The organism is Oxyplasma meridianum, from assembly GCF_038024865.1.
GTDB lineage: Archaea > Thermoplasmatota > Thermoplasmata > Thermoplasmatales > Thermoplasmataceae > Oxyplasma > Oxyplasma meridianum.
On record NZ_CP133772.1, the window covers coordinates 829,974 to 842,812 of the forward strand.

Genomic DNA, 12,839 nt, shown 5'->3' on the forward strand with positions numbered 1-12,839 from the left:
TAGAGGGTCATGGAACCCATAAGGATCGGAAAGGTCAAGGAAGTTTATGATGAAGGAGAGACCCTGTTATTCAAGTTTACAGACAAGATCTCCGTGTTTGACAAGATCATACCCAGCATGATTCCGGGAAAGGGGGAATCGCTCTGCCGGACCTCTGCATTTTGGTTCAAATACATTGAGGAAACTGCCCATGTTAAGACGGATTTTATCGAGATGCCTGCCAAAAACCAGATGAGGGTAACCAAATTCTTTATTCCGGAGGGGAAGGGGAATCCAGATGAGATTGAATACTTGATCCCACTGGAATTTATAACAAGGTATTATGTAGCTGGCACTCTGTATGATAGGATCAAATCCGGAAAAATCAAACCTGAGGATTTGGGCTTGAACAGCATGCCCAAATACGGAGACGAACTTGATGACCCATATTTTGAGGTCACCACGAAATTTGAGAAATTCGATAGGCCACTTACGACAGGGGAATGTATTGAAATAGGCGGAATGACAAAAATGGAACTTTTAAACATAAGGGAGACTCTTTTTAAGGTTGACAGAAGGATAAACAAGCATGTTCTGAAAAACGGCCTAATACATGTAGATGGCAAGAAGGAGCTTGCATTTGATGCAGGCCGTGATCCTGTACTTGTTGATACATTCGGAACCCTTGATGAGGACAGGTTCTGGGAGAAGAAAGATTACGACAAAGGCATAATAAAGGATCTCAGCAAGGAATCAGTGAGGCAGTATTACAGGTCAATAGGATACCATGATAAGCTCTATGCTGCGAGAGAGAAGAATCTCCCTGAACCTGATATAACGCCTCTTCCTCCTGAACTTATAAAACAGACATCTGAACTTTACATGAACATGTATGAGAGAATCACCGGAGAAAAATGGTAGGATTTACAGTATCCCAAGTTCCACCTGCGTCTCTACATAATGCCACAAATGGTGCTCCAGTTCATAGCTCCACAGTGATTCCGGTATATCATCATATGTAAGCATTGGCTTTGAAAATAAAGGTTCAACCGAAGACTCACTTGGAAACTGATTCCATTTAGAAACGCCCATCCTTATCCTAAATGCAAGAGGAGTCCCTTCAACCGTTATTGTAAATGCCCCCTCCCTTGCCAGTATGGATCTGAAAACCCCGCCCTTTCTTGCCTGTATGAACGCACCTCTTTGCAGATGGAGTATCTGAGTCTTAAAATTTTCCTCCTTGAAGAAGTCCTCTATTGCATCAGCCAGTTTTGAAATGTTTACGCTTTTTCCTATGTATTCTCTCATTGTGTATTTCATCTGATTCCATTCCCTATCCTGTTAAGGTTTATCTGTATTTTTGTCTAATGTAACCCATGATTCCATCAGAACAGTATTTCTCTTCAGTCAGGCACCTTTTGAAGGAAACGGATCCGTCCAGGTTTGTATCCATAGATATAGAAACGCTTGTCAAAGGAAGGGATGGTTTTCTTACAGGTGAACCCTTGATTGCAATTACCGTGAGCAATAATTACATGAACCCCGAGACTAAGATATTTTTGGCAGTTGCTGAAACTGAATCTGAAGAGAGGAGAATATTGCTTGACCTTGACCGATATCTGAAAAAAATAGATCCGGTCTGCATAATAGGCTATAACCACATAGCTTACGATATACCATTAATTCAGATGAAACTCCGGAGACTTAACTTTACTGAAGTACCATGGAACATCAGAAACTACCTGGGATCAACTGTTCTTGTTGACATGATGTACGTCATAGCCAGGGATCTGGAAATGAAAAATGGGGAATACCGAATAAGAAAACTTAGTGAAGTCGTGCTGAGGGATGAATATTCAGGGCTTCCACTTAACAGGAAAAAAAATCTTGTTCAGGTGAAGGGAAAAGGTGTTGGGGAGGCCATAGAATTTTTGTGGAAAAACAAGACTGAAGAGTTCCTGCTGTACTGCAGAGGAGATACCGAGGACATTCTACATATATTCAGGCAGATATTTCTGAATTCATGATCAGAATGTGCCAAATCTAGCTATTACATCGGAAAGATTGTCCATGTAGTCCTTGAATATCCTTATTATGTCTCTTGAGGTTATTACACCGATGAGCTTTCCATTCTCTATTACTGGTATCCTTCTTATTCCGTTTTTGCTCATCATAACTGTTATCTTATCCGTAGGAGTTTTTGGATCCACTGATATAATTGGTGATGCCATCAGATCTCTCATGGTTATTTTTGAGGGGTCCACATCCTTTGAAACAACTTTGTTTACGTAATCCCATTCCGTTACCATTCCAATGGGCTTTCCTTCTCTGTCCTTGACCACAACAAATCCAACATGGTCATTACTCATTATTTTTGAAGCCTCAAGCGCAGTGGTCTCTTCACTGAGCATGTTTGTGTATTTTTTCATTATATCCTTTGCATACAGGACCATGATCAAGTATTCATTCTGGATATATAGTTATTTATCTGAGTCTAAATTTTCCCCATGGCTGAAATTACAATAGCTTATGCCTGTTTTTTGCCTCTTAAAGGAATAATTCAAACTCATAACAATCAAGATGAAAATATTTTGACAATGTTCTTTATAAGATGCAGGTACCTGATGTAGGATAGAACTGCACTGCTTTATCTTTTTAAGGGATAAAACGGGAAGATCATAATCCTTCAAAAACTGTGTGATTGAAAGCAAGTCTTTTCTGGAACAACAATAGCAATTAAATTCCCCTTCGTTTCATTGCTGAAACCATGTTTCCATATGCTAAATTATATTTATTACTTATATCATTTTGTTTTTTATAAATGAAAGAGTGAATTACATGGATTATTTGCCTCAAGCTTCCAGATGGCTTCTCCAGCTTGAAAAAGCTATATAGGAATCATATTTTGACAGAAGGATCCTGCATCTGATTATAATGGAAGCCTCACAGATCAACAAATGCATGTGGTGTCTGGATATGCACGCAAAAGATGCATTGACAGAGAGAGAAACCCTGCAGAGATTGATATTATTGTTTACCTGGAGAGATGCCTCCAATTTTCAGAAAGAGAAAAGCAGATCTTGCATGGACAGATGGAATAACTAAAATATCTAAGTCTGTGGAGGATTCAGAAATATGTAATAAATTACAAAAATACTTTTTAATGGGTAGATGGAGGTCCTTACATGAACCATAATCGCCATAAACTCCTAGAAAAGGCTTAATGTATCTTTCAAAGTACCTCAAGGAACTTATAAACCCAACTTAACAACTGGGGAAAGAAAGCTTATCAGGCCTGGCAACACAGATTTCCTCAATATTTGATGCAATGAATTTCCGGATTCATAAAAATAATCTGTTTTCCAACCTCATCCAGTAATAAAAGGAGATGTGTTGTTCATTTAATAGAATTAAGGTCTGTTGATCAGTCAATAGATGATCTACTGAATGAGGCTTTTCAGCTATTTGAATATAACATATCCTACTTTTTCATATAGTATATAAGGAGGGCTATTATTGTGTAATATGGAAAACCCAAACCAGAAAGACTTTGAATGGATCAGGATATCGCCAGCCATAAATGGAATTTACCAGCGTTTATTAATTAGTGCCAGAGGGGGCACTGAGAAATTCATAAAATTTGAAAAAAACGCTGATTACCCACTTCATCACCACCCTGACAGGCATGAATGGATCTATGTTATAGAAGGGCAAATCACTGTAAATGTTGACGAAAAAATAAGAACTTTAAACCCTGGTGAGTATGAGGATTTCCCTGTAAACTCGAATCATTCCCTTAAGGCAGGGGACAAGGGGGCGGTTGTTCTTGTCTCTGCTTTTAACACAACCTGATTTCAATTTTTTAGCTGATCAATCCATAAATGGCCAGTGCGCTTGTTAACCCTTCTACCTGTAACATAATTTCCGAGATATATAATGCGACAACAATCCTTCATTTTTTCCTATTGATTCTAGGAAATTGCGAGTTATGATTTGCAGATTGGTATATGTGCATTTGGACAAAAGGAAGTTGGTCATAAATATGATCAGAAAATAGCAAGGGGACTGCATGATAAATGGAAATAATGCAGATAAAAAAAGACATGAACAACTTATGAACAGCCTATCTCGTGGTGTTCTCATAGGACAATAACTACTGGCAAATTGAAAATTATCGATTTCTTTAGATCTTGCAGTAGTAACATATTGATAACGGTATTATTAAGATTGAGATCTAAATTTTTGGGGTTCCCAAACCTTAACGTTTGATAGCCATGATATGCCCATATTGGAAAAAATAGGTATATGATTATTTAATGAGGAAAACTTGGAGATCTACAGATCAGAAAAAAATTAGTTAAAAGTATAGATGCAAGAAGTATAGATGCAAGAGTAAGGCATGAGATCATCTTCGATAAATTTTCAAAAATTGATCAGGGAATGACTCTGAAAGTTGTGGTTGATCAAGTGCCGGATCATCTCCTGATGCATATGGAAAATATGGGCTTACCAATAGACGTCTGTAAATGGTGGTCAAATTTTTTTCAGAATTATTGTCTTCCTGAACAGAAATCCGGGTCAGTTTAGTGTGGGGTTGAAGATAAAAAGGGGAAAAAGTTAGAAACTACAATCACTTGCCAAAAAAAGTATGCTAGAGAAGATGAACTTTAGACTGCTTATATCCCACCTCTAATCTTTTATGTTTTAATATATATATAGATATTAAGATGGCTTTCTACAGTCTTCCGGGATTCCATTGGCAATCTCCAGGTAGGAAATCCTTTAATACAATTTATTAATGCAGAGTTGTAATTTTCAAGAGAGTGTATATATGAATCAAAATCAGAATCAAATGTTACAAACAGGAACGACAACGGTTGGAATTATAGTCAAGGATGCCGTAATAATGGCAACTGAAAGAAGGGTCACAATGGACCACTTCATCATGCACAAGGACGGGAAGAAACTCCATCAGATTGATTCACACGTGGCCATGACAATTGCTGGTCTTGTGGGAGATGCCCAGGTACTAGTTAGGTATATGTCTGCAGAGATCCAGCTTTACAGACTTCAAAGGAAAGTCAACATGCCAATTGAAGCCGTTTCAACAATACTTTCAAACATACTGAACCAGTCGAAATTTTACCCCTACATGGTGCAGTTACTTGTTGGGGGATGCGATACCGCACCACATATATATTCAGTAGACGCTGCTGGTGGATCTGTTGAGGACATATTCGCAAGCACAGGGTCTGGTTCACCCTTTGTATATGGTGTACTTGAGACACAGTATACAAAAGACATGAAAGTTGACGACGGCATTGATCTGGTCATAAAGGCTATATCTGCTGCCAAACAGAGAGATTCTGCTTCGGGCGGAATGATTGATGTAGCAGTCATAGACATGAAGACTGGTTTCAGGCAGGTCCCTACAGAAGAAGTAATGGACCGCATAAAGAAGCTTAAGCTTCAAATCTAATTATTTATAAAAATTTAAATTTACATTATCAAGGTTAATTTTATCAGAGGATTCAGCTATGTCTTTTAAAGACTATTTATCGGAAGCACGTGCTATATTCGACAGGTTATATCCAGACAACGAGATAACAGAAGTTGACTATGAAGGTTCAACCATAGTTGTTTATACAAAGAATCTTGAACTCTTTGCAAACAGAGATGATCTTGCCAGGCAGATTGCACAGGAAATGAGGAGGAGGGTTGCAATACGTCCGGACACTTCTATAATGCTTCCTGAGGAAGAGGCTAGAAGTGAGATTGAAAAGGTAATACCTGAAGAGGCTGGTTTAAAGGACATATATTTTGAATCAGATACCGGGGAAGTGGTCATAGAAGCCGACGAACCTACAATTTTTGCCACTCACAATTCATCTGTAATCAATGAGATAAAAAATCGCACTAAATGGTCTCCAAGGGTTGTAAGGGCACCACCTATGCACTCACGATACGTGAAAGAGATGAGAGAATTCCTTTTGGAAACAAAGAAGGAAAGGAAGAAATTTCTTCATTCACTTGGAGAGAAACTCAACATACCTCCCATGCCCGGTGAAACATGGATAAGAATCACTGCAATCGGAGGCCACAGAGAAGTGGGCAGGAGCGCAACTCTGATTTCAACAAACAATTCAAGAGTTCTTGTGGACTGCGGGATGCTTAACACTTCTGAAATAGAAGATCAGCCATGGGTAAGTGCACCATACCTCTATATTCCAGAAATACAACCGTTTAGCGCAATAGACGCTGTGGTTTTAACCCACGCGCATCTTGATCATTCCGGACTCCTTCCAATACTTTTCAAATATGGATATGAAGGTCCGGTCTATATGACACCTCCCACAAGGGATATGATAGCTCTTCTTCAGAATGACTATATTAAAGTGGCGCATTCCGAAAACCACAAAGGACCATATGAATCCAAGCATATCAGGGAAGAGCTGAAGCACACCATAACATTGAGATATAATGAGACAACCGATATTACCAGAGATATAAGACTCACATTCTATAATGCCGGGCATATACTTGGATCTGCATCCACACATTTCCATATTGGCGAAGGACTTTACAACATAGTGTTTTCCGGCGATTACAAATATGAAAAAACATGGCTTTTCAATGCTGCAAACAATAAATTTCCCAGGGTAGAGACACTTATGACAGAAAGTACCTATGCTGGAAGGGATGATTATTTTTATTCAAGATCCGATGCGTCCAACACACTTGTCGATATCATAAACAGGACATACGAACGGGGTGGTTCAGTGCTTATCCCCGTATTTGCAGTTGGAAGGAGCCAGGAAGTCATGCTGGTTCTTGAAGAGGCAGTCAGAACCGGTAAAATAAAGGAGACCAATGTTTACCTTGACGGGATGATCATGGAGGCAACCGCCATACATGCAGCCTATCCAGAATACCTAAACAGGAATCTTAGGGAGAGCATAATGATAAAGAGGGAGAATCCATTCCTTAGCCCTATTTTCAAGAAAGTGGAATCCCGTGACCAGAGAACTGATCTGTGTGATACAACCGATAGTAACATTATTCTGGCAACCTCCGGAATGATGAATGGTGGACCGGTAATGGAATATTTCAAGGCATGGGTAGACAACCCCAAGCATTCACTTGTTTTTGTCGGGTACCAGGCTGATGGAACAATGGGTAGGAGAATACAGAGAGGAGCCAACGAGATAACGCTGAGCGACAACGGCCAGGCGAGAAAATACGAGGTAAAGATTAATGTGGAAATTGCTGAAGGTTTTTCGGGCCACTCCGACAAGAAACAACTTCTTTCATACATAGCAGGAATGCAGCCAAGGCCACAGAGGATACTTGTAAATCATGGGGACGGGGACAAGACTGTTGAATTCGCTAGACTTATCAGATCAAAATTCGGCATAGATGCCGTTGCATTGAAAAATCTGGAAACTACAAGAGTATACTGATTCTTGCTGAAACAAAAAAAATAAAAATATGTTAAAGAGGAAATCCCCCGTCTTGAGAGACCTTTTTCCAGTCGTCCAGAAACCTTGCAAGGCCCTCGTCGGTCTTTGGATGGGATGGAAGCTGTTTCAATACGCTGAATGGAAGCGTTACAACATCTGCCCCTATTATGGCTGATCTCAGTACATGAACAGGGTTTCTTATTGAAGCTACCAGTATCTTTGTGTCCATTCCATAGTTCATGAAGATAGTTTTGATCTCATCTATAATCGACATTCCATCTTCACCAATGTCGTCAAGCCTTCCCACAAACGGGGATACGTATTCCGCTCCACTTTTTGCTGCAAGAAGAGCCTGTATGGGATTGAAAATGAGTGTACAGTTCACTGCGATCCTCTTCTCCTTCAGGCTTTTAATTGCCTTCAGACCATCAAGTGTCATTGGTATCTTTACCACAGCATTGGTTCCAAGGGAAGAGATCTTCAGCCCCTGTTTCATCATGTTCTCATAATCTGTAGCTACAACCTCTACGCTTACAGGTCCTGGAGTTATTCTCATTATCTCTTTTACAACGTCTGCAAAACTCTTCCCCTTTGCGGCTTCCTTCTGTGCCAGAGACGGATTGGTTGTAACTCCGTCTACCAACCCCAGATCCACTCCCTGCTTTATCTCATCCACATTTGCTGTATCAAGAAATATTTTCATATCTTTTTTCCTCCCTGAAGCACTGTTCAGATATCCTTACAATATCATTTACACCAATATGAAAGTAATCGAAAAGGTCCCATGATTTTCCTGACTTTCCGAATGTATCCTGCATTCCAACTCTGAAGACCGGTACAGGATATTCCTCGGATGTTACTTCCGCCACCCTGCTGCCAAGTCCGTTGAAGATCGAGTGCTCTTCCACTGTTACAATCCTTCCGGTTTCCCGCGCCGCCTTAATAATTTCATAACGATCTATGGGTTTTATTGATGACATGTTAATAACCCTGGCATCTATTCCCCTGTTCTTGAGCTCTGCGGCAGCATCAAGAGCATAAGATACCATTGCACCCATTCCAAACAGCGTTATATCTGATCCCTCTTTAAATGTTACTGCCTTCCCCGGTTTGTAAACATAATCAGGCTGATTGAGTACAGGGAATTTTTCCCTGGTCAATCTGACATAATATGGGGTCCTTGTCTTCTCCACCAGGAAATCCATTACAGAAGCGGTCTCTATTGAATCCACTGGGACTATAACCTTCATATTGGGAAGTCCGGACATTATTCCAACATCCTCAACGATCTGATGGGTGGCCCCGTCCTCTCCCACAGTTAAACCTGCATGAGTAACCACAAGTTTAACATCCAGATTGTTGTAGCACACAGATTGCCTCAGCTGTTCATATGTCCGTGTAAGAAAAACCGCAAATGTGGAGGCAAAAACCTTTTTCCCACACAAAGCAAGCCCCGCTGCGGTAGTGATCATGGACTGCTCCGATATTCCCATATTGAAGAATCTGTCAGAAAACTCCTTCCCGAAAGTAGCTGTTTTTGTGGAGGTTGAAAGATCGCCATCAAGAACCACCAGATCTTTGTTTCTTCGCCCTATTTCTGTGATCTTTTCCCCGTAAGTTTCCCTAAGGCTGGCAGTTTTAGTCACTCTGCATCACCTGTCAGTTCTGCAATTGCCTTCTCGTATTCCTCTTGCGAAGCAGGTGGAGCCCCATGGTATTTTGGATTGTTTTCCATATAACTTACCCCCTTACCCTTAACTGTATTGGCAATAATAATGGTAGGCCCGGATCTGTACTTTTTTGCCTCTTCAATGGAATTTATGATCTCTTCATAATTATGCCCATTGATTTCAATCACATTCCATCCAAAGCTCTTGAATCTTTCAGGCAGATTTGGCATTGGCATTATGTCCTTTGTAAATCCGTCGAGCTGGATTTCATTCTTGTCAAGGATGGCAATCAGATTGGATAGATGGTATTTGTTCCCAGCCATAAGCGACTCCCATACATTTCCCTCCTCTATCTCACCGTCGCCAAGTATGACAAAGACCTTGTAGTCTTTTTTGTCTAGTTTTCCTGCGAGGCACATTCCAACACCAATCCCCAGGCCCTGGCCCAGGGAACCTGTTGAAGCTTCCACACCGGGAATTCCTCTGTGTACATGCCCTTCAAGTTTTGAGTTGATTTTCCTGAAATCTTTAAGAAAATCCTCTGGGAAAAACCCCTTCACAGCAAGTGTTGCATAAAGTCCAGGTGATGCATGCCCCTTACTCATTATCAGCCTGTCTCTGTCAGGGTTGTTTGGATCCAAAGGATCAATGTTCATCTCCTTAAAATAGAGAACGGTTAGTATATCAGTTATGCTCAGCGAACCGCCTGGATGTCCACTTTTAGCCTCATATACCATCTCAATTATATGTTTCCTGATTCTCCTAGCAATTTTTTTTAAATTAGAAATATTCTCATCTTCCATCATAAACGCCTCGATATGAAATCTGCCTTTTATAGTTTATACCCTTCCCTTTCCCCATACCATCCAGGATTAAAAATATTCATCTGTATCACTGTGATGATCCTTTATGGATCATTCTAAACCACATCAATGTGATCCTCATCCGCCTTTGAACTTTCTCCCGAAGGATAGAAGGGTGACTTGACACCTGTGGCAACTATGAGAATCTGGACGCTGTTGTCGAATTTACTGTCCACAGTGGCACCCCATATAATTCGAGTATTTTTACCCACATGATTCTTAATTTCATCTGCAGCGAGATTTGTTTCCTCTAGTTGGAGATCCTTTCCGCCTGTTACATTGATTATAACACCTGTAGCCGTGGACATGTCAACTTCAAGAAATGGAGAGTTAACAGCTTTCTTTACAGCCTCATAAATCCTGGTTCCCGGTTCACCTGTGGATAAACCAATACCAATCATCGCCAGACCTGAATCTTTCATAACAGTCTTGAGATCGTTGAAATCAAGGTTTATGAGGCCAGGATTTGTGACAAGATCACTGATACCAGCGATGGCCTTGACGATTACTTCGTCTGCAAACCTGAATGCCTTTTCAAGTGGGAGATTAGGAACCAGTTCCAAAAGCTTGTCGTTTGGTATTACTATGACGCTGTCAGAGCTTTTTGATAGCCTTTCAAGCCCCCATTTCGCATTCTTCATCCTTATAGTCCCTTCCGATTTGAAGGGCATTGTTACAACCGATATTGTCAAAGCACCGCTATCCCTTGCCCTGCTTGCCACGTAGTGGGCAGATCCTGTTCCTGTTCCTCCCCCAAGTCCTGCGGTGACAAATGCTATATCGGTACCTGATACAAATTTCATTATCTGCTGGTCACTTTCCCTTGCAGCCTGTTCCCCTATTCTTGGATCTGCTCCTGAACCAAGCCCTCTGGTGAGGTTTTTGCCCATTAGAATCTTGTTATTTGACCTTATTCTGAGAAGATGGGCTGCATCTGTGTTGCACGCTATCATCACTGCGTCTTTTATATTCTCCTTCATCAACCGGTTTATGGTGTTCGATCCAGCACCACCGGTTCCAAATATCTTGATTCTTATTTTCAGCCTTTCAAGAAAACTTCGGAGTTCTTCGTCTGAAGTCTCGCTGGAATCGTAACTATCGCCGAAAGAGCCACTCTCAAAAGATTCAGTTAGCATAATCCCGGTTGAAAAGAAGTGGGACGCTTATTAAGGTTACGATTTCCAGCTGATATCCCTGCATTACTGCCCTTTAGGTTAATTCATTTTGAATATTGTGTTGTATATACAGTAACATGCAAATGCTTTGTTGTATTCATCATTTAAAGACTGAAAACGCTGCTTTCAAAACAGATGAAAAAGTTGTCATTGAGGAATAGAAGAGAAAGCATGGTTATGAGATGATTGATACTGGTGCTGAGAATTCTGTCATCTCAAGGATACTGCATGTTGACAGGTGGACATTTTGTAACTAAATAGTTGGAAAAGAAAAAAAGAAAAAAAATTTAGTGGAAGAGAAGAAAACAAAACAATGAAAAATAATCTGGAAAGGATAAAGAGAATAATAAGAAGAAAAAACTTCCAATGCCTTAAGAAGTGAGAATTCATAAAGGCAAAGTAGAATAACTGCGTTAATTTCCATATGCACTATGCTTTCTTCCTGAACATAACCAAATAGACCCTAACAGATCCTATTTTAGTTTAAATTATGCTTTCAGCCCTGATCCGCTGTTCTGGCATTTAAGGCATACCAGTCTGCCCAAAGATCAAAAACTGTATACAGTTATTTCACGATTGCTGTTCTAGCCCATTTGAAGATCATATTCGGATTTTTTTCGCATGTATTATTGCACCAAAATCTTAATTATAACAAATTCCTGCATGGCATAATTGTATACATATGACTGAACTAACTCTTAGCAATAATGTACTACCTCTCTGCGCAATAATCAAAATTGAGAATGTTTTCCCCAAGAATATAAGAGTCTCGGACAGGAAGCATGAACCTAATACAATGTTCATGATGCTGGCCATGTCCCAAGAAAATCTGAATCTATATATGAGCATCATTTCCCATCTTTCAGAGGCAGAGACCAACAAGTTTGTTGATTTCTGGAAAATTACTCATTTTGGTAGGAAAATTAACATAAATAGAAACATAGTTGAAATGGAAGTACCGGTCATTGTAGAGAATCTTGTAAATAAAGTAAATAAAATCCCTCTTGCACGAGTTGCGCCAAATATATTGAGAAGGGGATCTGATATGTATTTGAGTCTGGAGTTCTGCAATTACTCAAGCACTGAAATGAGCAGGGTGATTTTCGAAATGCTGGATGATGACCCGTCTAATATAAATACACTTGAATATTTTGGAGATAGCCCGAGAGATGTTCCTTTCCTTCTTCACAAATATTTTGATTTGGGGTTTCCCATAAGAGACTTTATGTCAATAACAACTGTAATGGAACCAAATCCTGAATCTGTTTCATCAGACTACAGTGGATTTTTCCTTAATCAGGGGAAATTTGTGCCAAAATTACTGTCTGGAAAATCAAACGACGTATTTATAATAAAACTGGGCAGCAATGAAATCAGGGGTGATCTGAAAATACTCTGTCATGACCATGAAAGCGGACTTGCAGAGGTTGAAATTAAATCAGGTTTTCTTTCGGATCTTCTTAACGAGATTATTAAGGGACCCTCAGGTTCTCTTTTTTACGGTGGAGAAAATTTAAATGGAAAATCAATGAGGTACTATGTGATCAATACTGATTTGATGCCAGTCTTTCTAAAGGAGCTTTCCAGATTCTGGAAAATGCCCGGGAGAAAAGCACTCAGGAAATATCTTTACAAAATAGAGAAACTTGAGAGTAAGATAAAAATGAAATGAAAATAGTGATAGGTTGTCCT

General features: G+C 39.9%; 14 protein-coding genes. 8 read left to right on the plus strand and 6 right to left on the minus strand.

The window, feature by feature from the left end; genetic code table 11:
• Nucleotides 1–9 precede the first annotated feature (9 nt).
• Complete coding sequence (locus OXIME_RS04230) at nt 10–900, plus strand: phosphoribosylaminoimidazolesuccinocarboxamide synthase (RefSeq protein ID WP_393972217.1); 891 nt, start codon at nt 10–12, stop codon at nt 898–900.
• A 3-nt stretch (nt 901–903) separates the two neighbouring features.
• Here the strand turns inward: OXIME_RS04230 and OXIME_RS04235 are convergent, their stop codons facing one another.
• On the minus strand, nt 904–1,299 hold the full coding sequence (locus OXIME_RS04235; RefSeq protein WP_393972218.1) for a hypothetical protein: 396 nt from the start codon (nt 1,297–1,299) through the stop codon (nt 904–906).
• Nucleotides 1,300–1,355: 56 nt separating this feature from the next.
• Between OXIME_RS04235 and OXIME_RS04240 the strand changes: the two genes are divergently transcribed.
• Nucleotides 1,356–2,006: a 3'-5' exonuclease gene (locus tag OXIME_RS04240; RefSeq protein ID WP_393972219.1), complete on the plus strand. Its 651-nt coding sequence runs from the start codon at nt 1,356–1,358 to the stop codon at nt 2,004–2,006.
• Here OXIME_RS04240 and OXIME_RS04245 read toward each other — a convergent pair whose 3' ends face one another.
• Entirely contained in the window at nt 2,007–2,432 is a 426-nt protein-coding gene (locus OXIME_RS04245) for a cyclic nucleotide-binding/CBS domain-containing protein (protein ID WP_393972220.1), read from the minus strand. It abuts the gene before it with no gap.
• A 466-nt stretch (nt 2,433–2,898) separates the two neighbouring features.
• On the opposite strand from OXIME_RS04245, the gene OXIME_RS04250 reads away from it, so the two are divergent.
• The 5 genes from OXIME_RS04250 (at nt 2,899) to OXIME_RS04270 (ending at nt 7,439) form a co-directional block, all read left to right on the plus strand.
• The gene (locus tag OXIME_RS04250; protein ID WP_393972247.1) at nt 2,899–3,084 is read left to right on the plus strand and encodes a carboxymuconolactone decarboxylase family protein; all 186 of its coding nucleotides are present in this window, start codon (nt 2,899–2,901) and stop codon (nt 3,082–3,084) included.
• 420 nt (nt 3,085–3,504) lie between these two features.
• The gene (locus tag OXIME_RS04255; RefSeq protein ID WP_393972221.1) at nt 3,505–3,831 is read left to right on the plus strand and encodes a cupin domain-containing protein; all 327 of its coding nucleotides are present in this window, start codon (nt 3,505–3,507) and stop codon (nt 3,829–3,831) included.
• 513 nt (nt 3,832–4,344) lie between these two features.
• Nucleotides 4,345–4,566, plus strand: coding sequence for a DUF2249 domain-containing protein (locus OXIME_RS04260; protein ID WP_393972248.1), 222 nt, complete (start codon nt 4,345–4,347; stop codon nt 4,564–4,566).
• Nucleotides 4,567–4,810: 244 nt separating this feature from the next.
• Nucleotides 4,811–5,458, plus strand: coding sequence for an archaeal proteasome endopeptidase complex subunit beta (gene psmB, locus OXIME_RS04265; RefSeq protein ID WP_393972222.1), 648 nt, complete (start codon nt 4,811–4,813; stop codon nt 5,456–5,458).
• A gap of 58 nt (nt 5,459–5,516) precedes the next feature.
• On the plus strand, nt 5,517–7,439 hold the full coding sequence (locus OXIME_RS04270) for a beta-CASP ribonuclease aCPSF1 (protein WP_393972223.1): 1,923 nt from the start codon (nt 5,517–5,519) through the stop codon (nt 7,437–7,439).
• Nucleotides 7,440–7,470: 31 nt separating this feature from the next.
• On the opposite strand, the gene fsa is transcribed toward OXIME_RS04270, so the two are convergent.
• The 4 genes from fsa to ftsZ all read right to left on the minus strand — a co-directional run bounded on the left by fsa (nt 7,471) and on the right by ftsZ (nt 11,108).
• On the minus strand, nt 7,471–8,142 hold the full coding sequence (gene fsa, locus OXIME_RS04275) for a fructose-6-phosphate aldolase (RefSeq protein WP_393972224.1): 672 nt from the start codon (nt 8,140–8,142) through the stop codon (nt 7,471–7,473).
• Nucleotides 8,126–9,085: a transketolase family protein gene (locus OXIME_RS04280; RefSeq protein WP_393970621.1), complete on the minus strand. Its 960-nt coding sequence runs from the start codon at nt 9,083–9,085 to the stop codon at nt 8,126–8,128. The genes fsa and OXIME_RS04280 overlap by 17 nt, the downstream gene beginning before the upstream one ends.
• A complete protein-coding gene (locus OXIME_RS04285; protein WP_393970622.1) occupies nt 9,082–9,912 on the minus strand; it encodes a transketolase in 831 nt (276 codons plus the stop codon). Before OXIME_RS04285 ends, OXIME_RS04280 begins: the two co-directional genes overlap by 4 nt.
• 116 nt (nt 9,913–10,028) lie before the next feature.
• The gene (gene ftsZ, locus OXIME_RS04290) at nt 10,029–11,108 is read right to left on the minus strand and encodes a cell division protein FtsZ (protein WP_393970623.1); all 1,080 of its coding nucleotides are present in this window, start codon (nt 11,106–11,108) and stop codon (nt 10,029–10,031) included.
• 721 nt (nt 11,109–11,829) lie between these two features.
• Here ftsZ and OXIME_RS04295 point away from each other — a divergent pair.
• Entirely contained in the window at nt 11,830–12,819 is a 990-nt protein-coding gene (locus tag OXIME_RS04295) for a hypothetical protein (RefSeq protein ID WP_393970624.1), read from the plus strand.
• Nucleotides 12,820–12,839 lie beyond the last annotated feature (20 nt).